At 57.4% G+C, this 23,632-nt stretch carries 22 protein-coding genes; 1 reads left to right on the forward strand and 21 read right to left on the reverse strand.

The annotated features are described in order from the left end of the window. Positions 1–8: 8 nt before the first annotated feature. The 19 genes from SIC19_RS06240 to SIC19_RS06330 form a co-directional block, all read right to left on the reverse strand. On the reverse strand, positions 9–3,782 hold the full coding sequence (locus SIC19_RS06240) for a DUF6701 domain-containing protein (RefSeq protein WP_127402081.1): 3,774 nt from the start codon (positions 3,780–3,782) through the stop codon (positions 9–11). Then, entirely contained in the window at positions 3,779–4,192 is a 414-nt protein-coding gene (locus tag SIC19_RS06245; RefSeq protein ID WP_085681639.1) for a hypothetical protein, read from the reverse strand. Before SIC19_RS06245 ends, SIC19_RS06240 begins: the two co-directional genes overlap by 4 nt. Next, entirely contained in the window at positions 4,182–4,961 is a 780-nt protein-coding gene (locus SIC19_RS06250) for a type II secretion system protein J (protein WP_127402082.1), read from the reverse strand. Before SIC19_RS06250 ends, SIC19_RS06245 begins: the two co-directional genes overlap by 11 nt. Then, positions 4,961–5,461, reverse strand: coding sequence for a type II secretion system protein (locus SIC19_RS06255; protein WP_085681641.1), 501 nt, complete (start codon positions 5,459–5,461; stop codon positions 4,961–4,963). The genes SIC19_RS06250 and SIC19_RS06255 overlap by 1 nt, the downstream gene beginning before the upstream one ends. Continuing rightward, positions 5,461–5,907 (reverse strand): type II secretion system protein, encoded by a 447-nt coding sequence (locus tag SIC19_RS06260; protein ID WP_226909877.1) that lies wholly within the window; start codon positions 5,905–5,907, stop codon positions 5,461–5,463. The genes SIC19_RS06255 and SIC19_RS06260 overlap by 1 nt, the downstream gene beginning before the upstream one ends. 88 nt (positions 5,908–5,995) lie before the next feature. Beyond that, positions 5,996–6,484, reverse strand: a complete 489-nt coding sequence (locus SIC19_RS06265; protein ID WP_127402083.1) for a type II secretion system protein — start codon at positions 6,482–6,484, stop codon at positions 5,996–5,998. 33 nt (positions 6,485–6,517) lie between these two features. Next, positions 6,518–7,027: a Tfp pilus assembly protein FimT/FimU gene (locus SIC19_RS06270; RefSeq protein WP_379866675.1), complete on the reverse strand. Its 510-nt coding sequence runs from the start codon at positions 7,025–7,027 to the stop codon at positions 6,518–6,520. 34 nt (positions 7,028–7,061) lie between these two features. Beyond that, on the reverse strand, positions 7,062–7,643 hold the full coding sequence (locus SIC19_RS06275) for a hypothetical protein (RefSeq protein WP_127402084.1): 582 nt from the start codon (positions 7,641–7,643) through the stop codon (positions 7,062–7,064). Further along, on the reverse strand, positions 7,644–8,873 hold the full coding sequence (locus SIC19_RS06280) for a type II secretion system F family protein (protein ID WP_127402085.1): 1,230 nt from the start codon (positions 8,871–8,873) through the stop codon (positions 7,644–7,646). It lies immediately after the preceding gene. Beyond that, positions 8,873–10,669, reverse strand: a complete 1,797-nt coding sequence (locus tag SIC19_RS06285; RefSeq protein WP_036203396.1) for a GspE/PulE family protein — start codon at positions 10,667–10,669, stop codon at positions 8,873–8,875. Before SIC19_RS06285 ends, SIC19_RS06280 begins: the two co-directional genes overlap by 1 nt. Positions 10,670–10,672: 3 nt before the next feature. Continuing rightward, a complete protein-coding gene (locus SIC19_RS06290; protein ID WP_127402086.1) occupies positions 10,673–11,851 on the reverse strand; it encodes a tetratricopeptide repeat protein in 1,179 nt (392 codons plus the stop codon). After that, positions 11,848–12,687: an ExeA family protein gene (locus SIC19_RS06295; protein WP_036203392.1), complete on the reverse strand. Its 840-nt coding sequence runs from the start codon at positions 12,685–12,687 to the stop codon at positions 11,848–11,850. Before SIC19_RS06295 ends, SIC19_RS06290 begins: the two co-directional genes overlap by 4 nt. 1 nt (position 12,688) lies before the next feature. Further along, a complete protein-coding gene (gene mshL / locus SIC19_RS06300) occupies positions 12,689–14,425 on the reverse strand; it encodes a pilus (MSHA type) biogenesis protein MshL (RefSeq protein WP_127402087.1) in 1,737 nt (578 codons plus the stop codon). After that, positions 14,422–14,733: a hypothetical protein gene (locus tag SIC19_RS06305; RefSeq protein WP_127402088.1), complete on the reverse strand. Its 312-nt coding sequence runs from the start codon at positions 14,731–14,733 to the stop codon at positions 14,422–14,424. Before SIC19_RS06305 ends, mshL begins: the two co-directional genes overlap by 4 nt. Position 14,734: 1 nt before the next feature. Beyond that, a complete protein-coding gene (gspM, locus tag SIC19_RS06310) occupies positions 14,735–15,433 on the reverse strand; it encodes a type II secretion system protein GspM (RefSeq protein WP_127402089.1) in 699 nt (232 codons plus the stop codon). Further along, the gene (locus SIC19_RS06315) at positions 15,430–16,038 is read right to left on the reverse strand and encodes a PilN domain-containing protein (RefSeq protein WP_127402090.1); all 609 of its coding nucleotides are present in this window, start codon (positions 16,036–16,038) and stop codon (positions 15,430–15,432) included. Before SIC19_RS06315 ends, gspM begins: the two co-directional genes overlap by 4 nt. Then, positions 16,035–16,943 (reverse strand): biogenesis protein MshI, encoded by a 909-nt coding sequence (locus SIC19_RS06320; protein ID WP_127402091.1) that lies wholly within the window; start codon positions 16,941–16,943, stop codon positions 16,035–16,037. The genes SIC19_RS06315 and SIC19_RS06320 overlap by 4 nt, the downstream gene beginning before the upstream one ends. Positions 16,944–17,103: 160 nt before the next feature. Next, positions 17,104–17,631, reverse strand: a complete 528-nt coding sequence (ssb, locus tag SIC19_RS06325) for a single-stranded DNA-binding protein (RefSeq protein ID WP_075195655.1) — start codon at positions 17,629–17,631, stop codon at positions 17,104–17,106. A gap of 58 nt (positions 17,632–17,689) precedes the next feature. Next, positions 17,690–19,060, reverse strand: a complete 1,371-nt coding sequence (locus SIC19_RS06330; protein ID WP_036203361.1) for an MFS transporter — start codon at positions 19,058–19,060, stop codon at positions 17,690–17,692. A gap of 195 nt (positions 19,061–19,255) precedes the next feature. Here SIC19_RS06330 and uvrA point away from each other — a divergent pair, with 195 nt between their 5' ends. Further along, complete coding sequence (uvrA, locus tag SIC19_RS06335; RefSeq protein WP_041335643.1) at positions 19,256–22,087, forward strand: excinuclease ABC subunit UvrA; 2,832 nt, start codon at positions 19,256–19,258, stop codon at positions 22,085–22,087. A 73-nt stretch (positions 22,088–22,160) separates the two neighbouring features. On the opposite strand, the gene rplQ is transcribed toward uvrA, so the two are convergent. Both rplQ and SIC19_RS06345 read right to left on the reverse strand, forming a co-directional pair. After that, the gene (gene rplQ / locus SIC19_RS06340) at positions 22,161–22,559 is read right to left on the reverse strand and encodes a 50S ribosomal protein L17 (RefSeq protein WP_007153989.1); all 399 of its coding nucleotides are present in this window, start codon (positions 22,557–22,559) and stop codon (positions 22,161–22,163) included. Between the two features lie 33 nt (positions 22,560–22,592). Beyond that, positions 22,593–23,597, reverse strand: a complete 1,005-nt coding sequence (locus tag SIC19_RS06345) for a DNA-directed RNA polymerase subunit alpha (protein WP_036203352.1) — start codon at positions 23,595–23,597, stop codon at positions 22,593–22,595. Positions 23,598–23,632 lie beyond the last annotated feature (35 nt).

Consider the following 23,632-nt stretch of genomic DNA (forward strand, 5'->3'; position numbering starts at 1 on the left):
CCTTCCCGCTATTTCTCCTGCCAGTAGATAACGCGGTCGTGGCCACGGTAGACGCCGAAGGTGGCCAGGGCTGAGGGCGCTTCGGCAGTACCATCCTCGTCTGAATCCTCCCGGAGCCATTCGTCAACTGTCCATGTCAGTCGATCTGTACCTTGGGAGCCGGTCGCCTGAAGCCGTAGTGGTCCGGCCTCACCCGCGGTAAACGTGCCCGAATCCGAAACGAGTGTGTGGTGATTGGCAGCGCTCGAAATGGTGGCTGTCGTCCAGCTGGTGCAGTTATCGACCGTATTGGTTACGTACCGCGAGCCATTCCAGTATTCCAGCCTGAAAGGCATCCGTAGCTCTTGCACATTTTCAGGACCATACACGTTGTCCATGGACAACCGGCCAAAACGGATGTCGAAAGTCGCTGCCGGTGAAAATTTATACGGCGCATCGTCGGCACTGACGCCATCAGCGTCGGTGATATCAGTCACACCATAGGTCAGAAGATGATTCGATGGGCCGGGAAGGTCGGGTGGGGAAGGTGGCGGCGTAAGGGGGGCAACCCTCGCTTCAGGGACCTTCAGGTAACGAACGGTATCACCAGCGGCATAGTTGAACTGCAGAAGACCGGACTCGGGCTCGGCCACCAACAGCTCCCCTGCGGATACGTTGGTACTGACGTCAATGCTCTCATTCTCACGGTTCACTGCCGAGCTGTCTTCGACGGGAAAAGTTCGAATCACGTCCTCCTTGACCAGCTTCTGGAATCCGGGCTCGGTGTAGTTCCTGGTCCGAGCTCCATCCATCGACAGGGCTTCAATTGTCAGTGTTGGCGCCAATAACCATGAAATGTCCTGCCCGGTGTAATTGAAAGGCGTTGGTGCACCGCAATGAGCGCCCAGTGCACCTTCGTCAATGGTGACGTTAAAACGATCGGGGTAAAAACGCCCCGTAGGTGCACTGGTGCCCTTAGGCACCGTTTTACCAAGATACCCACCGGTTACCGGCGTCGCTGTAAAACGGAACACGCCAACCTCTGACATCTTTACGCTGACCGTTTCAGTCGCATCCAATGACCGGGAATGGGAATAACTGATGGGTGACACAACTCCATTGACACCATCAGACGGCGCAACCAGTTCCGAGGCAATGGGGACCGTCAACATCCGGAAGTTAGGAGTAACAGGGTTTGCATCACATAGATCGGTGTCAGTGTCGCTCTGCCAGCCAACAGCGGTGATCGACAGATCAAAAGGCTCATCGGCCCTGACGAATACGTCACAAGAAGAATCGCCCGCCGCACACGCTCCTGCGCTACTGACACAAAACCCCGCCGGGGTGCTGACAAAGGCATCTGAGCCTGGCATCGACAAGCCTTCGTCGTTATTCGCAGGTGATCCGTCATATCTGGCACCGAGGTCCAGACGCCCCGCATCCGGGTAGCTGACTTCAATCTCGGCGATACCGTCATCACCAAATGAGAGGTTCAGAGGTGTAGGCGCACTCTCGTCCCCACTGATATCCGTGTTGTTCACCGACAAGGGGCGATCAACAGGACGGCCTCCCGGGCCGGGATCCACATACGTTGACCAGAAATGGACTTCCCGCTCAGCGTTTTCAAACGCTGGAACACACGCTTGGCTTGCATCGTCCTGCCGTACGGCTTGAACCTGCACCGGGCCCGAAGGCTTGTGGGATGTCAGATCGGGAATATCAAAAGCCAGCCCTGACTCAAAAAACTCCAGCTTGCAGTTTTCAGAAGACAGAGGACTGCTGCCGCGCCGACACAGCGTTACGGATTGAGGACGAGTTGATGGCTGCGAGCCCACCACATTGAGGACGACCTCACCGGCGACTGTATTCTGCAATACGAACTCGCCCGTCCCGCCAACAATCGTCACGGGATTGCCTCCCTGCCAGCCTTCAGTAGGCTCAAGCGTTGCCTCAACCGGGTCGGTAAAGAGTTCGTTGTCGTTACACCCTGCAGTGGCACAGGCACGGATGGTGACCGTTTCTGGCTGGCAGGTCAGCGCCACGCCATCATGAAGGATTTCAAAATGATCAACCTGGGCGCCCACCGGGTTCAGCTTGAGGGCGCACAACTGGAAGCCGTCCAGTTCATGGATATTGTTAGAACCGCCGGTGGAGCCCGTCAACGACAACAGGAAATTTTCTGGCACAGCGGGCTGCCCAGGTTCGTTCAGCGCATTAAAACTTTCCACAAGGATCTGGTAATTGTCACCAGTACCGGACACATCACGCTCCACCGATACCAGGGCCTCGCCGGAAACACGTGAATCTACGGTGACCCGGTAACGATGGGCAGACGGATTGTTTCCCGGCTGGTCAATACCCGGAGATACACTGCCGGTTCCCCGCAAATACCGGTACCCACCCTGCTCTGCTCCCCTGACGGCGACTGCATCCCGTCTGAATCCCGCCCCTCCAACACGGCCTTCGTTGGAGTTAGAAAAATTACCAAACTCATCAAGACCTATACCAAGCCACCCGCCGGCAAATCCCGGATCTCCATTACTCCTCTGGGCGTACCCCAGGGACCCGCCATAACTTCCAGGCTGAGGCGTCACCCTCGCATCAGAAAGTACGACTGCCAGACCATCCGCGCCATTTCCCCCATAGGCGTAGTAATCGAATTCAATGATCACCAGATTTTCCGCACCCGGAATCTCGCGCTGAATAGTTGCAGCCGTGGCCTGGTTAGAACGGGCTTCTGTCATACGAAGACGACCGTTCACAATACTTGGCGTGAAATTTCCTCTCGACACGGATGTCACCCAATCGTCTGCAGACAGGCTGCCATCAAGATAATCATCAGTGAAGCAGGTGAGCGCATCGTCGTCGCTCACATCCATAGTGATCGTGTCGCCACCATGCTCCTGCCACCCACCACAAAAGAAGCCTAAAAAACAGTTCCGGTACTCAACCGTTAACAGGACCGCGTACTGTCCTTCCGTATCGAACGTATCTGTCCGGATAAGCGGCGACCTTGAGCAGCTGGATGATCCAGATACAGACTGAGCCACCTGCTGTCCATCGACCAACCATGTTTCACGCCAGTCCTGAGTCGAGAGAGTCGGCACTGGAGGGCAACCTGCCACATCAGCAGAAAACGAAACGCTATCGTCGACGCCTATCGACACTGGGCCCACTGACTCACCGTTGGCCGACAAATCCACGGGCCCCGCTGCTCCTGAATCACACAGCCCTTCCAACAGGTCCGTATTGACGTCAGAGTCAGAAAACTCTACGTCTCTGTTTCCAGTGGAAATCGCCCCTCCGGCGGCTACAGCACCGTCGATGTAGACGTTGTTCCCAATCGACGCCGAGCCAGCTGCGTATATCAGACCATTAATCACAACCCGGTTGTTTGCACTATTCCCGCCACCTGCAATGCTGAGGCTTCCGCGCACAACAATAAGCAGTTGGTCCGGAGAGCCGGATTCGTTCAACCGAGTGCCGCGATCAATTGTCAGGTTGCCGTTGACGAATATGACCTTTTGCGCCCCGGGCTGAAGCACAAGCTCATAGCTAGGTCCTGGCTGAGAGGAGACATATTCCTCACCTCCCAATTGGGGAACTCCTGAGGGAGGCCAGGTTCCGTTGGCCCAGTTCACACCGGTAAGGTCAAGGGTGTTTCCCGATGCCTGCAGGTTGTCATTGACACCATCCGGTTGACTGAACACATCGCTACATTGTGCCGCATACGCCAATGGAGCAATCATCGAACACAGAACAATAACCACGATCCGTGGTAACTCGCGCAGAACAGACATCATCGCACACGCACCTCTACCACCCTGGTTGATTCATCCGGCCCAGCACCGCATTGCCCGGTACTGGTTATGGTAAACACCGTGTTGCCACCGGAACCGCCAATATTGGCTGCTACCGACTCGCAGGTCATGCGGGAACGACAGCTTTGCAGTCCGCCGGCATCATTAAAAACCAGTGGGCTGTTCAGCCCGGCACAGTCGGAGGCCTCGAGCACGTCACGAACCGCGACCTGCGCACCGCTTTCAGCCGCAAAGAATGCCCGCTGTGACTGAATCTGCAGGCTGACTGACTCACCGCTGATCTGCTGCATCTGAGACATGCCCAAAACCAGCAGCGACAGCACGGTGATAACAAAGAGGGCAACGGGCAGGCCTGCACCAGCCTGATGCTGTCGAGATCTGTCAGGGAACATTGCGGATCTGTACCTCCTGACTGATGGCGGTGGACTCTCCGGTTCCAGTATCTTCCAGCACCAGACGGAAGGACACTACCGCACCACGCTGCAAGGTAGGGGGCGTAACCTCAAACAACAGTGATGCCGCCTCAAGGTTTGCTGCCAGGACCTCGCGCCCCGGATACGCGATTGGCAAGCCGGACGCCACCGGCTCGTTGATACCGTAGTTTCTGTATCGGTATAGCCAGCGGCCAGACTGGCAGAGTGCTACCGGGTCACCAACAACATAAAATCGCTTCTCAGGCGATTTAGCGGAAAAACGATGGGGCGAGTCCAGAGTGACCGTCACCGGTGAAGCACCGGCAGGCATAGTCGCCAACGGCGACACCGGGCCGGGATTGGTCACATCGTAGAGATTACTGCCGTATCCATAGACCACAACCCGGCCCCTTGCGGAACCTCCATCCGGAAGCGGCACCGCTTCAAACGAATCAGGACTCGGCCCGCCGGGCAAATTCTCGTAGTTCGACGCAGCAATGATCGGCATCCATTCAATACAGGAACCGCTCGAATTGGTCCGAACCGAAGTCGGCAGGGCTTCCCTCAGCCCCCGGCTGATATGCTCGCTGACAACCACGCCAGTAAGCGCCCGCTGCTGACGAGATCCCACATCAATGGCACCACGGGTGGAGAGTGCTACAAACTGCACCGAAATCGTAGCAACAATAGCGAGCAGAACGATCACGATGACCAGCTCCACAAGGGTAAACCCTGCCACACGCCTCATCAGAAATTTGCCCTGTAGGCCGAAAATGAAAACGATTGCCCTCCCGGAGCAAGAACCGTTAGATCGACCCTTTTGGCCTCAGAACCGGGGAGTCCCACATCAGCACCAGCACAAACCACCGAAACTGAAACAGAAAAGCCCGCATAGCCATCAAGAACTTCACCATCGTTATCGCGTGCGTTTTTCGGCGGGCTATCCGTCAAGTCGTTGTAGTCATCGACGTCATCGTAGGTACCGCGTTCTTCACCAGGTTCTGCTCCTATATTGCAGCCGCCTGAATATTTCGGCATACCTCCCTGAGGCACTGAGTCGTCGTACTTCCGGGTAATGATTTCATCCATGTACAGCTGTGCAAGCTCTACGGCCCGGGTCTGGTTCAAGGGATCAGCGCTACGCCCACTGATAAGGGCGAACGCGCCCACCACTCCGGCAATGGCCACACTGATAATGACAATGGTCATCACCAGCTCCACCAGGGTGGCACCGCGCTGGTCAGACATCACAGCTGACAACTCCCGCGATAGACTGCACCGAGGGAGCTCAGGCAGGATTCAAAGGTGCTGTCGCCAGTAAAGGTAAACTCGATATTGGTCCCGGTCCCTGGTGAACCGTCTGCTCCGAATGTCACCGTCAGTGGCAAGCCACTAGCAACAGACAAAGACGTTTCCGCCCGTGACAGCTCAAACGTCCTCGCCCCGACGGTAAACCGGAAGTGCTCTGCACTCTGTGAAATGGTCAGACTGTTAGAAGAGTTGCCCGCCAGCGCTGCCTGTTGGGCAAGCAGCGTGGCAGAGGCAAGTTGCTGGGTGGCCAACAAAGGAGAGAAGGCGGAGCGGCTGGCAAACAGACCAACACCCAGAGCGGAGAGCACCCCGATCAGGATGATGACCATGACCAACTCGACAAGGGTGAACCCCGATGACATCGGGGCGATCCTTTCTCTCATGCCCCTCTCCCGGATAGCCACGTAGCCCCAAACACAAAACCTCAGGCGGACCCAGGCTTCGCTAGTCCGCCCTACAGTTTAGGCAGTTTTAGCAGTCGCTAGCATCCACCGTAATTACTGGCGCGTCACCCGCAGCTGTTGGAGCGACATAGGACACCTGACAGTTAGCGGCAGCAGTTGCACCGGTCGCCTGAACCAAAAGAGTTCCGGCAGTGCTAGTATCGACCGTGAAGTCATCCGTACTAATCTGAGACGCTGACTGGATACCCGCAGCGGTTGCAGCGGGATAACCGAAAACCATCGCAATGTCGCTACCTTCCAGTTCAGCCGTTTCACCAGTAGCAGCGGATGCATTACAATCTGCGTCCGCCAAACACTTCGAGTGAGCAATAGCTGAGGCAGATTTCACTGCACCGAGTGCGCCCTGTATGGTTGAAGCTCTGGCTTCTCCGCCTAAATCCGCAAACCTCGGCAACGCAAACGCCGCCAAAATCCCGAGAATCACAATCACCATCACCAGTTCAATAAGGGTGAAACCTTTCTCTTTTCTTGCTGCCATCTGGTTCATCATATTCATGGTCTTCTCCTGCTTTTGCTGCTTTAAAATGGATTAATTGATAACCCGAATTACTTCGCCGCTGTCGGCGTCGTATTGAATGTTGTCCGTGCCACCATTGAGGTTGTACTCGTAGGTACAAACGGACCCGCTTGCGGTTACTGTGTAATCCGTTGTGTCGCCGGAGGTTGCCACGGTCGGCGCGTTTGACTGCATCAGGGCCAGCCAGAGGTTTTGGCACTCTGTGGCACTCATGGCCGTCGGGTCAGTGTTGCCACCTACGCCCGTTGGCCAACCGTCAGCACTCACGTCGACGTTTTCCTCGCCAAAGCCGGGCAGATTAGTTTGTGCGCCAGCGGCGCCACGGGCGGTCCACTGGGCACGAACCAGTGCAACAGCAGCGGCGTAGGCGCCCGAAGTGCCCTGGATGCTTGCCCGGTGGGCCTCGTCCGACAGTTCGGCGAACCTTGGCAACGCAAAGGCTGCAAGAATGGCGAGTATGGAGATCACCACCACCAGCTCAATCAGGGTAAACCCCTTTGTCTGGTGCGCTTTTAGTGTCATTGCCCTCATAGCGTGGCCTCCCTGAGGCTTGTTATCAATGTTCGGCACGATCATTCTGCGTCTCCACCGACTGCAACCTCAGCCCGGACTGGAGATCCTGTCCATCGAGGCGTCCGTTGCCGTTCCTGTCCGTGAACTCGACCGCCACAACCCAGGCCATGGGTGTGTCGCCGCTTCCCTGCCTGTCTCCAAGGGTTATCGGCTGGCGTGGTTGAAATATAACCTGTCCCTGCGCGCCTGCCGTGTCTTTTTTGTAGCCTTTATCGCCGGTTTGTAACGGCTTGAAACACCACCTGCCGGGCTCCGGCAGCCCGTCATGACAAATCCCATCATACCGGGCCGGTTCTGATCCAAACCATTCGAAAGGGTTTCCGCCCGACCAGGCCCTGAAGTCGGCCCCTTCCTGCAGGCGAATCTCTGCCCCTTTTACGACCAGCACACTTCTGATCTGGTTGATCATCAGCCGTGTACCTTGTTGTTCCGCCCTGCCGGCTTCCCGCTCTACAACTCCCAGTAATACCCACCAGAGGGTAAAAAGGATGCACAGGGCCACCAGAAACCTCAGGCGATGTGAATTGGTCAGCACCGACATCGCCGAATACTTCTGGCCGGTCATTCACCCACGCCCCATGGCGGCCGCTCCCAGGTCCCATATGGGCAGGAACACGCCCAGTGCAAGAATGAGAACCAGGATACCCATGGCCACGATCAGTATCGGTTCGATGGATTCCGCCAGCCGCTTGAGGCCGTAGTCCACGTCTTCATCGTAAAAGTCCGCCACGTTCACGAGCATGTCGTCCACCGAACCGGTTTCCTCACCCACCGCAATCATCTGCAAGATCAGCGGCGTGAACATATCGCTCTGCCGGGCTGTCCGCAGCAGGCTTTCACCGCGTTCGATACCGATCCGCATCTCCTTGATGTGCTTGGATATCCAGGCGTTATCCGTGGCGTCTGCAACCACGGTCAACGCATGGGTCACGGGCATACCCGCAGACAGCATACTGGCGAAGTTACGGGCAAACCGGCTTAGGGTAATCAACTCCAGCAGCGGTCCGATAATAGGCATTTTCAGTTTGTAGCGGTCCCAGGTCAGGCGTCCCTGGTCGGTGTTTTTCCACTGCCTCACCAAAAGCGCCGTTGCAGCCATACCGAACAACACGATGTACCAGTAGCCCAACAGGAAGTTTGAGGTACCAACAAGTACCTGGGTCAGGAATGGCAGGTCGGCGCCCAGTTTGTTGAAGACCGCCGAAAACTTCGGGATCACCAGAAAGTTCACCACCATCAGCGCCGCAAACAGGGCAATCACCACGAAGGTGGGATAACGCATGGCTTGTTTGAGACGCCGCTTGGTGTCCCGCTCCAGCTCGAGGATCTCAGACAGCCGTTTGAAGGCATCGTCCAGTTGCCCGGTGTTCTCTCCCACGTGGATCATGGCGATAAACAGATCCGGAAACACCTTGGGATGCGCCTGCATGGCGGTAGCCATCGTGGAGCCAGCCTCAAGGCGATCCGTTACGTCGTCCAGCACTTCGCTGAGCGCGGGCGAGCGCGTCGTGTCCGCCAGGCCACGCATGGTTCGTATCAACGGGATGCCCGCCTTGGTCAACGCATGCATCTGACGGCAGAACACGATCAGTTCGTCCAGGGTGATTTTCTTGCGGAACAGCGGCAAGTTGTTCAGCCGGTCGCCGATGGATTCGCCTTGTGCCTGCTCATGGATCGCCAGGGGTGTGATGCCCCGCCGCATGAGTTCGGACGCTGCCGCCTCGGGGCTCGGCGCAGCCAGCGCACCCTGTTGCACGGTTCCTCTGCTGTCCTTACCCCGGTACGTAAACTGCATCAGACACCTCCCTCATTGGGAGCAGGGTTGTCGGCGCCGCTATCACCAGAGGATTGAGAGAGCACCGGCACCTCATCCAGGGACACGTCGCCCTCAGAGGTCGCCGCCACCCGGGCCACTTCTTCCAGAGTGGTCACGCCCTGCAGTGCAAAATCCATGGCACAAAGACCAAGCGGCCGGTAAAGGTGGCTCCTGCGCGCTTCCCGGGTGAAACCGGCGATGTCCTGGCGGCGCAGTGCGTCCAGCATCGCCTCGTTCATTTCCAGCATTTCGTACACACCCAGACGCCCCCGGTAACCACTGTTGCTGCACTGGTAGCAACCGCGACCATGTACAAACCCGGCCTCCAGGTCGAGCGGATCAAGATCGAACTGGTTCAGCCAGACTTTTTCCTGACTGGTGGGCTCGTAGGCCTCGCGACAGTTCTCACAAACCTTGCGCACCAGCCGCTGGGCAACAACGCCAAGCAGGGAACTGGCCACTAGGAAAGGCTCCACGCCCATATCAATCAGTCGCATGGCGCTGCTGATGGAGTCGTTGGTGTGCAGCGTCGAGAGCACCAGATGGCCGGTCATCGCCGCACGCAGGCCAATCTCGGCGGTTTCATGGTCCCGCATCTCGCCCACCAGGATCACGTCCGGGTCCTGGCGCAGCGCGGCGCGTAGTACACTGGCGAATTCCAGGCCGATTTTCGGGTTTACCTGCACCTGGGTAATGCGCGGCAGCCGGTACTCCACCGGGTCTTCTGCGGTGATGATTTTGACTTCCGGACGGTTGAGTTCGGTTAGCGCGCCATAAAGGGTTGTGGTCTTACCGCTACCGGTCGGGCCGGTGACCAGGATCATGCCATGGGGCTTCTTGATCATACGGCGGAAGTTTTCGAGCAGCGTTTCCGGCATGCCGGTGACGTCCAGGTTCAGCATGCCCTGGCTCTGGTCCAGCAAACGCATGACCACCGACTCGCCGTACTGAACCGGCATGGTGGAAACCCGCACATCGATGCTGCGGCCCTTTACGCGGATATTGAAGCGGCCATCCTGGGGAATCCGCTTCTCGGAAATGTTCAGGCCAGCCATCAGTTTAAGGCGTAGCACCAGAGCGGAGTTAACCCGCTTTTCCTTCATCACCTGTTCCTGCAGCACGCCATCCACCCGTTGGCGAATACGTACCACAGTCTCATCAGGTTCAATGTGAATATCGGAGCTGCGGGCCTGCACGGCATCTTCAAACAGCGTCTGCAGAAGCTTTACCACAGGTGCTTCCGCGCTTTCAGACTCGGCGCTGAGGTCCGCCAGGTCAAAGGCGTCGTCGCCCAGTTCGTCTTCCAGTTCTTCCGCCAGCGAGGCAATTTCGTCAGTACGGCGATACACCAGATCGAGGGTATTCAGCAGTTCGCTTTCCCGCACAACGGCCTGCTTGATCGGCTGCTTCAGCACCCGCACCAGTTCGTCGTAGGCGAAGATGTCGAGCGGGTCGGCCATACCTACCAGCAATTCGCCGCTCTGTTCCGCCAAAACGATGCTGCGGAAACGGCGGGCCATGGCTTCCGGCAGCTTCTTGACCAGCTCGTTGTTGAACTGGAAGTGACGCAACTGAACGAATGGCACATCCAGTTGGCGCGACAGGATGTTGAGGAGGTTGTCCTCTTCCACATAGCCCAGATCGATCAGGGTACGGCCCAGCTTGCGTCCGGTATTCTTCTGCTCACGCAAGGCGGTCATCAACTGTTGCTCAGTGATGACGTCGTTCTGGACCAGCAGGTCGCCTATGCGGATTTTTTTCTTTGCTTCAGCCATGGATCATCCTGCCCGCAATGCCTGCAGGCGTTGCTGTACGTAGTCGGCCAACGACCGGGGCAGCCCCGGAAGTTCGGCTGCCTGCTGGTAGGCCCTGGCCGCTCCGGCCAGCTCGCCCTGTGTCTCGAGGGAAATTGCCAGCCCCACCCACCATGGAGCCTGGCTGTCATCCCAGGCAATCAGTGCCGCCCAGTGCCGGGCGGCTTCTGCACTGTCACCTTGTTGTTGCAGCAACGTTGCCAGCGTAACGCGGTATTCGGCATGTCCTTCCACAGGCGGAATGCTCGACGTCAGTGTGTTGAGGGCCGCACCCAGATCATTGTTGGCGTGCAGGGCCCTTGCTCTCAGCAAACGCAAAGCCGGGTTTTGTGCGGTAACCTCCGCGGGCAGCCAGCCAAGAGCCTGATCCTGTTTGCCATCAACCAGCAATGCCCTGACAACCACATAGCGGCTGCGGGGGGCGTCCTGCTCCCGGGTCAGGGCCGCAAGACGGCGCTCTGCGTCGGTAATACGGCCCTGCGCCACCAATTTTTCCAGCTCCCTCGCAGTGCTGCGATCGGTCGCAGCCGGCGTTTCCGGCACCTGTTTCACGTCAGCAATGGCAGTCTTTTCGGGTTCCGTTTCCTTAGCTTCTGTTTCTGCCTCTTTCTCTGGCTCCGTCGATGACGGTTCAACCTTTTCCCTTTTCGCCACCGAGGCAGGGGGCGACTGGGCTGGCTCCTGCTCCGTGGTGTCGGGTTCCATGGGTTCCGGTGACAGCGGTTCCGGTGCCGGGTTTTGTGACGCGGGTGTCTGCGGGGTGGATGCCTGTATTTGAACCGGTTCCGGCTCAGCCATTGCGGGCGACGACACGGCCTTCACCGCTTCTGCTGGTTCTTCGGGCTCCGCTCTCGAAACGTCAGCGGCAACATCGCTTACCTTGGCTTGACTTGGTTCATCTGCCGAGGGCGCAGTATCGGTAGAGGGAACTGACGCGAGTTCTGCTGGGACAGAAGATGAGTCGATCGAGAGCAGCCAGTAGCCGCCAAGGCCAGCGACCACGATCGCCAGAACCACCAACACGCTCACCAACGCACGCTTGCGATTGCCAGCCTGCGCCTGACCACCCGCATAGACTCCGGGCGCCACAGGCCGATCCTGGCGTTGCTCGGCGGCCCGCAGAGCATCATTGAGCAAACTCATAGCCACCTCACCAGAAGGTTGGGCACGCGGGCGCTGTCAGTGTCCCTGACTGCTTGCATCACGTGCCAGCGGCTGACCTGTTGGTCGCCCCGGCCCCACGCTGACAACAGGGACTTATGGGCGATAATATTGACCAACCGCGGGATACCGCCGGATGAGCGGGAAATCAAACGCAGTGCGGAGGGTGCAAACAGGTCACCGCCGTTGTACCCGGCCTGGGACAGGCGGTGCCTGAGGTACTGTGCTACCGACACCTTATCCAATGGTGCCAGGCGATACTGAAAGGTAATCCGCTGCCGTAGCTGCCTCATGCTGTCTCGTTGGAGTATCTGGTCCAGTTCCGGTTGTCCGAACAGCACCACTTGCAATAGCCGGGTACTTTCGGTTTCCAGATTGGTCAACAGACGCAGCGCCTCGATGGTTTCCTCGGGCATGGCCTGGGCTTCATCAATCACCAGCACCACCTGGCGTTGCTCCATGGCCAGCGCAATCAGGCGCTCGTTCAGAGCTTTCAGTATCTGGTGGGTGTTGGCGCAACTCGCAACGTCCACACCCAGCTCCTCCGCCACAGCCTCATAGAGGGTCTCCGGTGTCAGGTGCGGGTTGGGAATGTAGGCCGTATGGGCGTCCTGCTCCAGCTCATTGAGCAACAACCGGCACAGCAGGGTTTTGCCGGTACCAACCTCGCCGGTGATTTTTATAAAGCCTTCCCGTTCACGCAAGGCCACCAACAGCAGTTCCAGCGCATCGCTGTGGCTACGTGCCCGGAGGAAATACCGGGTGTTGGGCGTCAATGCAAACGGTGCTTCCTGCAGTCCGAAATGAGCTTCGTACATGCTAGCGCCTGGCTTTCTCCGGTTGGGGTTTCACAGATTCGGAAGACTCCAGCAGTTCCCGCAGAACCCGCATCCGGTCGCGACTGGCCGATACATCCGCATTCATCTGCTGGCTGCCGGCAACCACGGGGCGCAACAGGATGACCAGCTCGCTCTTGCGAGACTGGAACCGTCGCTGTTTAAACAATTCTCCCAACAAGGGAATTTCACTGAAGAAGGGCACTGCCGAGTTGTTGTCCTCGCTGGTGTTCTGGATCAACCCGCCGATCACTACAATCTGGCCACTTTCGGCACGGATCACACTGTCGGTCTCGCGAACCGTGCTGAGCGCCAAAGGCAGTGTGACGTCCCGGTCGCCCACCGTGATCACCTTCTCCTGATCATTCACCTCGCTCACGGAGGGGTGCACATGCAGGGTAATGGCGCCGTCTTCTGAAATCTGTGGGGTAACGTCGAGCGAAATCCCGGAGAAAAACGGGGTCAGTTCCACTGAGGTGGAGGTCCGGTCAGTGGCTGTCACTGCCGAGTTGTTGTCGTCGAAGTCGATGTCCGTTACGAAAAACTCGTCGGTGCCAACCTTGATCACCGCTTTTTGATTATTGATGGTCGAAATTCGGGGGCTGGAGAGAATCTGCACATTGCCCTGCTCGCCCAAAAGTTCAATAAGCGCCGTGAAGGTTCCTTCCCGGAAGGTCGCCGAAAACAAGCCCCCAATATCGGAGGTCCGTATCGCCTGCCCCGCCAGCGATTGGGCAGTGAACTCGGCCGGCAAGCCATCGCTCGCTGTTACCGAGGAGGCACTCTGAATATCAGACCAGTTAACCCCTTGCTGATAGCCTTCATTCAGACCAATCTCCAGAATCTTGGCTTCCAGCACCACCTGCCGCTGCATAATCAACTGAGTTCGGCGAAGGTACTCTTCCACCTGCGCCAGGGACTTTCCATCGGAGCGCACCATCACCAGCCCCGCGCCGGGATTGATGATCACCTGATTGCCATTCTCCGATCCTACGATCATTTGCAGCGCGCGCTGAATATCGGTCCAGAAATCGGACTCGGTCTCGGTGGAGATGCGAGTGCCAACGAGATTCGCTGTTGAAGTGTTGTCGGAATTGTCCTGCGACGCGCCCGCACCGGTTGAATTGTCACGTGAACTGCTGACCTGCCCTGAACTGACACGGGTTTCGGAGCCGCCACTGCGCTTGAAGTGCAGGTAGTCGATCGGGAACATCCGAGTCTGGACGCTTTCAGCCTTTACCTGAAACAGTCGCCCGTTGCGCTGCATATCCAGGCCATAGAGGTCACTGGCGATATCCATAACTTCGGGAACAGTCACGTCCCGGAGCCTCAGGTCAACAACCGCGTCAACACCGGGGTGAACCACCACGTTATACCGGCTACCCTCCACCAGCGCTTCGAAGAACGGGCCGGCGGCAAGGCCACGGGCATCGACATCGAACCGTTCTTCGTCATTCGTGTCAGCAGACAGCGACGGCATCAGGGCCGCACTGACTTCTTCCGGAACACCTGCCCGTGCGGCCTGTTCCCGCTCGGCACGCTGCCACGCGGATTTGGCTTCGGCCTCCGCCAGCGCGTCATCAATCGACTGGGCAGCGTCCGTCGAGGTGGCCTGGCTGGTGCGCATCAGCGGGTTATTGCTGCAGGCGGCCAGTGACGTTGCCAGCAGCACGGTCAAAAACGTTCGATTCAGTGTCATAGCAGCTCGTTTGTCTGTCATTGCGAACTCCGCACTTGCGGAAGGGGTTCCAGGCGTAGAACGCGCACTCTTCCCTGATCAACCAGCTCAACCCGGTCGGGGTAAATCCGCCGAATGCGAACCCCCTCAAACGCCTGCCCTTCCCTGCGGGCCTCTCCATCGATAACCGCCAACCTGCGATTATTGCCAATAAATATCGACGCCAGTGAAAACTCCCTCGCCGGTTCTGACTGTGGTGCACTGCCTGAAAAGCCGCTCGGCCGGGTTGGATCCTCAAGGGCAAAGGCATACCCTGCAGCCAACATCAATACGATCAGCAACACCCTCATTTCAGACTCCCAACCATGCACGGTCCAGGCTCAGTGTCCTGACCCGAACCCGGATCTCGTTGTGCGGATACTCGCTGACATCATAGTCAAGCAGCACCCAACCGAGGCGGGCGTCCATGGCTTCAAGGGTATCGAGGTAAGACAGCACGTCCATATAGCCTCCACGAATGGCAATTTCCGCATCGTGTGCGAACAGCAGCGGCTCACGGGTTTCATTGTCGTCATTGCTGTTAGTGTCTTCTGGCGTGCCAGGACCGTCCTCAAATACGGGCACAGGCGGCATCAATTCAACACCCAGTAGCTCAAGTTCTTCCTGGGCCGCCAGGATGTCCCGCAATAATCCCACCATGGCCCTCGGCGCGATCAGCCGTCCGGTGGTTTCGGCCAGCTCCTCATCGAGTTGGTCAAGACGCTGCTGGCGCGCCGCGAGCCTGTCCCGAATTTGTTGGGACGGGTCGGAGGACAAGCGTGCGGTTAACACCTGTTGTTGCTCAAGCAACGACGCCTGAGTGTTGGCCAAAGAATCCAGGCGGGACTGGAGCTGGTCGTTGCGGCCCATCACAGGCGCTACACACAATTCCCAGCCAACAAAAAGAATCAGGACCACGGCGGTTACAGTAATCATTGCCCGCTCGCGAACAGGACGATCATCGAACCAGGCTGTGCCTCTATCAAACTGCTGACGAAAAGCCTGATTCATTCAGCACCCTCCCAGTTCCTGTCCGTGGCAACCTGAAACTCTATCCAGCGCCCGTCTTCCTCTCGGTCAAGCCGAAAGCTGCCGAAGGTCTTGCCCACGAAGGCGGGCTCCCCGCTAAGCTTTTCGAGGTATATCGGCACAAGCCGCCCAGACTGCGACCTGCCAGCCAAAGCAACATTCCCCTGATGACCGTCCAGACGGATGTGCGTCAGCCAGAGTCCTTGCGGCACCTGTCGAGCTAATGCCGACAGCTGCGTTGAAAATCCCGCTGCTTCGCTGGCCACCAGGTCCTCCACACGACTCAGCAATCGCTGCCTTCGTGCCAACGTCGCGGTTACACGCTCAAGGGCGGCTTCAACCTCAGGGTCGGGTTGGCGGGCTTCCGCCTCAGTGGTCAATTGTTCCACCGCACGCTGTAGCTGATCATTCTGTGCCTGCCGAGAATCGACCTGCGCCTGCAAGTGCGACGCCTGATATCGGACACCCCCTGCGGAAACCACAATCACAACCAGCGCCAGGGCCAGAATGGACAACGCCATCCGGGCCTGCAGTTTTTCCTTTCGGGGACGCAGTTCATCGGTATAGAGGTTGACCTGCTGGATCATTTTGCCCCCTTACCGGTCGGTACCAGACTTGCGCCCCAGGCAACCAGGCAGCGGCTGTCCAAGGGTTGATCAAGACCGTAAGGCGACCAATCCAGCGTTTCAACGGTGGCGGCCACATAGGAGGCAAGCATGGAGGGCAATGGCATGAGGTTGTCACGCGCCACCAGGCGAATGACGGCAGGGGGAACTTGCCCCAACTGGCTTTCGTAATAATCGAGGGACCGTTGCATCTCAAGGGCCAAAGACTGCACAGCATTTTCCTGCCGCGCTGCATCCCGGAGGTCATCCGAAGTCACGTCCAGCCGTCGCGACAGGTACAGTGTTTCGCCTTTACAGACGATCATCTGCCCGAACCGCTCGCGCATGTGCACCACGGCCGCCCCCCGATGATCGGGATCAATGCGGGGCACCAGGTTACGTAGAGCCAACTCGGCGATATCAATGGAAATCAACGTCAGATCGCATGCCTCGACCAGTGCAACCAGCTCACTAACGAGAGACTTTCTGGCAGCGACCACGTTAACCAGGTCCCCGCGGCCACGGGAAGCATCTTCCGGAAACGGAAATACATCGCAGACTGCATCGGACGGATTGAAATCGAGAATGTCCTTGAGTTTCCACTTCAGGGCATCACCAAGCTCCGAGTCTTCAACGCCCTCAGGGCGCTCCAACTGGAACACTTGGTATTGATCCATCGGTAAAACCAGAGTGGTATCGACACCGGCCCAGGCGCGCTCGCCGACTAATGCACGGAGCACAGACTCCCGCTTTGCCGGCAAGCAATCGGCAAAAGCCGCGCTACCTCCGGATTCCGCCCACGCGATGCCGTCAGGACGAATTTCCAGATAGATCTGCTGCCGTTTATCAGAACGATTCAGAAAGCTTTTAATAAAGCTCAGGGCCACTCGAAAGCCTCGATGCCTAAAAAATGGACGATTCTTATAGTGACTTTAATAGTAGTTGAAAAAGTAAACGTAATTCCATGTTTTATTGTTCTATTTCACTGCTTTTTGCAACTCGTTAACAGAAAAGCCCCCGCTTGGCGGGGGCTTTTTGTAACTAACCCTAGAAGGGTATGTCGTCGTCGAAGTCATCAACCGGTTCCGGCATGCTGCCTTGTGACGGCTGACTGTAGCCCCCGCCTCCGGATTGCTGCCCAGACGGGCCCGCGGCTGCTGGCGCGGCATTGCCCGCTTGCTGCGGACGGCCAGCGGGAGCACCTTGGCTCATGCCGCCGCCTTCGCCACCACGACTGTCGAGCATCTGCATCTGGCCGTTGATGTCCACCACTACCTCGGTGGTGTAGCGATCCTGACCATCCTGCCCCTGCCACTTGCGCGTCTGTAACTTACCCTCGATGTAGACCTTTGAGCCCTTACGCAGGTACTGACCAGCCACCTCGGCAATCTTGCCGAACATCACAATCCGGTGCCACTCGGTTTTCGGCACCAACTGGCCTGTTTGCCTGTCCTTGTAACTTTCATCGGTTGCAAGGTTGAGGTTCACCACCGCATTGCCATTCGGGGTATAGCGGGTTTCCGGGTCCTGCCCCAGATTCCCAATCAGAATAACCTTGTTTACGCCTCGTGCCATGATCTGCTCCTGACTCTGTTTTCAGGGATGGCCTGCCTTCCCTGCAGACCTCCGAATTTCAAGATTGGCTGCCCTGCCGGACAAATGAAAAGCCCGCAAGCGACAGTTCATCAAATGTTTGACGATCCACCTTCAGGTAGGCAGTTTCCGCCTCCTCCAGAATGACAACATCCTGCACCCCGGGGATGCTTCTCAGCGTGTCATCAATCTCATCAAACTGACTGTAAACCACAGGCTGCAACTGTACCACGAAACTGGTGGTATGGCCCGGGGTCGACATCGTCAACGCCACCGCGAGCCATATCAGCAGCGCACCTACCATAAACCAAAGCACGCCCTGAAGACCCAACTGCTCGAGCAGAATACCACCAACCGCCCCACCCAGAAATGCCCCAAAAAATTGCGACGTGGAATAGACCCCCATAGCAGTGCCTTTTGCCGCTGCCGGCGATTCTTTGCTGACCAGAGACGGCAAACTGGCCTCCAGCAGGTTAAACGCCATAAAGAAGAAGAACAGCACCCCCCAGGCCATCGCAAGCCCACCACCAAGCGCGCCAACACAAGCGGTTGATAGGGCAAGCAGCGCGATGGCACCACAAAAAACAGGTTTCATCCGGCGCTTTTTCTCCCCAACGATAATAAACGGCACCATGGCAAAGAAAGAGGCCACCATAACCGTCAGGTAGAACCACCAATGTGACGAAGCGGGAAGCCCCAGCCGATTCTGAAGCAGGGTTGGAAACACCAGGAACATCGCGGTCAACACCAGGTGTAATGCAAAAATTCCGAAATCCAGCCTCAGCAGTCGGCCATCAGACAGGACGGTTTGCAACATTGCCCTGGCCGGATGGGTATCCGCACTGGACTTGTGCTCATGGGGTGTTGGCACCACGCGATTGACGATCATTATTGCCACCAACGCGAGTACGGCAGTGGCATAAAAAATGCCGGACAAACCAGAGACAGACCCCAGCAAGGGCCCCAGAACCAGCGATACAGAAAATGACAGGCCGATGGAGATGCCGACCGTTGCCATAGCCTTGGTCCGCTCCTCCTCCCGCGTCAGATCACTCAATAACGCCATCAAAACACTGGCGATGGCGCCCGCGCCCTGAAGAATCCGACCAGCGATTACAACGTATATGGAGTCTGTGGAGGCTGCCAGCAAACTGCCTGCGGCGAAAAGTACCAGCCCGATGTAGATCATCCGTTTACGGCCAACGCGATCAGACAGCATGCCAAACGGAATCTGCAGCAGCGCCTGGCTCAGACCATAGGCACCGATGGCCAGACCAATCAGCGCCGGTGTTGCGCCGTCAAGATCACTGCCAAGGAGCACGAACACTGGCATCACCATAAAGAGCCCAAGCATCCGCATGGCATACACGGATGCCAGTGCTGCAACAGAGCGTCTTTCCAGTGAATTCATGAGATGCCTGACCTGTTACGGTGTCCGGAAACGAGGGTTCAGAAGGGGCACATGCCCTTCAGGAAATCGCCGCGCATTGTAACAGAAGCCACGCAGGCAGGGCATCGTGCATTTACCTGCTTAAAAGTCCCGGGCACTTGGCCGGCCGGGGGGCAAACACGGTATAATTTTCGTTTTTTCCGACAGCGAGGTGTTATGGACCATATCCAGATCAAAGGGGCACGAACCCACAATCTGAAGAACATTGACCTGGATATGCCGAGGGACAAGCTGATCGTTATCACCGGGCTGTCCGGCTCTGGCAAATCTTCTTTGGCGTTTGACACGCTTTACGCCGAGGGACAGCGTCGGTACGTGGAATCACTGTCCACCTACGCAAGGCAGTTTCTGTCGATGATGGAAAAGCCAGACGTGGATCATATTGAAGGCCTGTCGCCGGCCATTTCGATCGAGCAGAAGAGCACCTCCCACAACCCCCGTTCTACCGTCGGCACCATCACCGAAATCTACGACTACCTTCGCCTGCTGTTTGCCCGCGCTGGAGAGCCCCGCTGCCCGGATCACGATCTGCCACTAGAGGCCCAGACTGTAAGCCAGATGGTGGATCAGGTGTTGGCCATGCCCGATGACAGCAAGCTGATGATCCTCGCTCCGGTCATCCGTGACCGCAAGGGTGAGCACCTGCAGGTCATCGACACGATGCGCAGCCAGGGCTTTATCCGCCTGCGGGTGGACGGTCGTGTTTACGATATCGATGACGTTCCAACACTGGACAAGAAACGGAAGCACCAGATTGACGTGGTGGTCGACCGCTTCAAGGTCAAACCGGGGCTTGAGCAACGGCTTGCCGAGAGTTTTGAAACCGCTCTGGGCCTGGCTGATGGCATCGCGCTCGTTGCCCCCATGGATAATGAGGGAGACGAACATACGTTTTCTGCCCGCTACGCGTGTACCCAGTGCGGATACGCCATCAGCGAGCTGGAACCGAGACTGTTTTCCTTCAACAACCCTGCCGGCGCCTGCCCGACTTGCGATGGCCTGGGCGTCAAGCAATTCTTCGATGCCGAAAAGATCGTCCAGCACCCAGAGGCCACCCTTGCCGAGGGCGCCATCAAGGGCTGGGACCGCAGGGCCGTGTACTATTTCCAGATGCTGACCAGTGTGGCCGAACATTACGACATCAACATGGACACTCCCTGGGAGGACCTGCCGGAGGATTTTCGTCAGGCGCTGCTCTACGGCACGGGAACCGAAGACGTCCCATTCCGCTATGTAAACTCGCGCGGCCACATCATGGAGAAGGCCCATCCTTTTGAGGGCATCCTGCCAAACCTCGAGCGCCGCTACCGGGAAACCGAATCACAGAGCATGCGAGAGGAACTGGCCCGCAACCTCAGCACGCAGCCCTGCAAAGAGTGCGGCGGCTCACGACTGCGACGCAGCGCCCGGCATGTGTTTGTTGAGAAGAACAACATCTCGGACGTCACCCACATGCCTGTCGGCGACGCCCATGACTATTTCGGACAACTTGCCCTTCCTGGCCGCAAGGGCGAAATTGCCGAAAAAATCCTCAAGGAAGTTCGTCAGCGACTGCAATTCCTCGTTAACGTTGGCCTGGAATACCTGACCCTGGAACGCAGCGCCGATACACTCTCCGGCGGCGAAGCCCAGCGCATACGGCTGGCGAGCCAGATCGGTGCCGGCCTTGTGGGCGTCATGTACATTCTCGATGAACCATCCATTGGCCTGCACCAACGGGATAACGATCGCCTACTGGCCACACTGTTCCATCTGCGGGATCTGGGCAATACCGTTATCGTTGTCGAGCACGACGAAGACGCCATCCGGGCTGCGGATCACGTGATCGATATCGGGCCGGGTGCAGGCGTGCACGGTGGCCACATCATTGCCCAAGGCACGCCCGAAGACATCATCGCCTCCAAGGACTCCCTCACCGGGCAGTACTTGTGCGGCGAAAAAGAGATCGCGATCCCTGAACAACGCCATAGCCGGAAGGGTAAACCACTGGTACTGGCAGGCGCGACCGGAAACAACCTGCAAGGTGTCACATTAACCTTACCGCTGGGTGTTATGACGTGTGTCACCGGCGTTTCGGGCTCCGGCAAGTCCACGCTGATCAACAGCACCCTGTATCCGGTGTGTGCTGCAAAGCTCAACAAAGCCACTAGCCTGAGCCACGCGCCCTATGAATCCCTGAAAGGGCTGGACCAGCTCGACAAAGTCATCGACATCGACCAGAGCCCCATAGGCCGGACACCCCGCTCCAACCCGGCGACCTACACCGGACTGTTCACTCCGATACGTGAACTGTTTGCAGGCACCCAGGAAGCCCGTTCCCGCGGATACAAACCGGGCCGTTTCAGCTTCAACGTTAAGGGCGGTCGTTGTGAGGCCTGTCAGGGCGACGGCGTGATCAAGGTAGAAATGCACTTCCTGCCGGACGTGTATGTCCCCTGCGATGTCTGCAAAGGCAAGCGCTACAACCGCGAAACTCTGGAGGTCCGATACAAGGGCAAGAGCATTCACGAAGTGCTGGAGATGACCGTAGAAGAAGCCCGCGAATTTTTCGACCCGGTTCCGTTCCTCGCTCGCAAGCTGCAAACGCTGATGGACGTCGGGCTATCGTATATCCGCCTCGGGCAAAGTGCAGTCACCCTTTCCGGAGGCGAGGCCCAGCGCGTCAAACTGGCCAAGGAACTGTCCAAGCGCGATACCGGCAAGACACTCTACATTCTTGATGAGCCCACTACCGGCCTGCACTTCTACGACATCCAGCAACTACTGACCGTACTGCAGCGACTTCGGGATCATGGCAACACCATCGTAGTGATCGAGCACAACCTGGATGTGATCAAGACGGCGGACTGGATCATTGACCTTGGGCCCGAAGGCGGCTCCGGTGGCGGTCAGATCATTGCGGAAGGGACGCCAGAGCATGTTGCCGCAGAGACGGGGTCACATACCGGGCGGTACCTGAAGGGCGTCTTGGCCCAGAATCGGACATAAACACTACAAGTGATGAGACATAAAAAAACCGGAGGGATTAACCTCCGGTTTTTTTATGGGCTTGGCGAAAAACTTAATCTTCGCTTTCGTCCACTTCTTCTGCTTCGATGTCCAGCGGACGACCAACCAGCTCTACAAATGCCATGGGGGCATTGTCGCCGGCACGGAAGCCACACTTCAGGATACGAAGGTAACCACCCGGACGCTCGTTGTAACGGGGACCAAGCTCATTGAACAGCTTGGCAACCGCCGCATCGTCACGCAGGCGAGAAAACGCCAGACGACGATTCGCGACCGAATCATTCTTTGACAGCGTGATCAAAGGCTCCGCTACCCGGCGAAGTTCTTTCGCTTTCGGGAGCGTAGTTTTGATCAGCTCGTGTTCAACCAGTGACGCAGTCATGTTACGGAACATGGCCTTGCGATGCGCACTGGTCCTGCTGAACTTACGACCACTCTTACGATGACGCATTGCTCTGATTCCTTACCTTAAACTAATCGGCGATTAACCGCCCAGGACCCGATCGTCGCCACGAAGGCTAGCCGGCGGCCAGTTATCAAGACGCATACCCAGTGACAGACCGCGGGACGCGAGCACGTCCTTGATCTCAGTAAGCGACTTTTTACCAAGGTTAGGCGTCTTCAGCAGCTCAACTTCAGTGCGCTGAATCAGATCGCCGATGTAGTAAATATTCTCAGCTTTCAAGCAGTTAGCTGAACGCACTGTCAATTCCAGATCATCAACCGGACGCAGAAGAATCGGATCAATTTCTTCCTCTTCCTCAACACGCTCGGGTTCTTTCTCGTGATCGAAATCAACAAACACGGCCAGTTGTTGCTGGAGGATGGTCGCGGCCCGGCGAATCGCTTCTTCCGGGTCGATCGTACCATTGGTTTCCAAATCAATAACCAGCTTGTCCAGGTCGGTGCGCTGTTCTACCCGTGCACTTTCCACGGCGTAGGCAACACGGCGGACCGGACTGAAAGTTGCGTCCAGTTGCAGGCGTCCAATGGCGCGAGTTTCGTCCTCGTCCAGACCCCGCTGATCAGCAGGCTCATAGCCGCGACCACGGGCAACCTTCAGACGCATGTTCACTTCACCATTGGCACTCAGGTGACAGATCACATGTTCCGGGTTGGTGATCTCGACATCGTGATCCAGCTTGATATCACCGGCAGTGACAACGCCCGGGCCTTTCTTGCTGAGGGTTACCTCGGCATCGTCCCGGCCGCCCATTTTCACGGCCACGCCTTTAAGATTCAGAAGAATCTCAATGACGTCTTCCTGAACACCTTCGATCGCGCTGTACTCGTGCAACACGCCGTCGATCTGTGCCTCGGTAATGGCACAGCCCGGCATTGAGGACAAGAGTATCCGACGCAGTGCGCTACCAAGAGTATGACCGAAGCCCCTTTCCAGAGGCTCCAGGGTCACTTTGGCGCGCATGGCGCTTGATTCTTTCACGTCAATGGTACGAGGTGTCAATAACTCATGTACTGAACGCTGCATAGACGCCCCTAATTGCTCTCGTTGCTAACTGGGCT

The sequence above is a fragment of the Marinobacter sp. MIT930201 genome (genome assembly GCF_047122665.1).
GTDB classification, from domain to species: domain Bacteria; phylum Pseudomonadota; class Gammaproteobacteria; order Pseudomonadales; family Oleiphilaceae; genus Marinobacter; species Marinobacter salarius.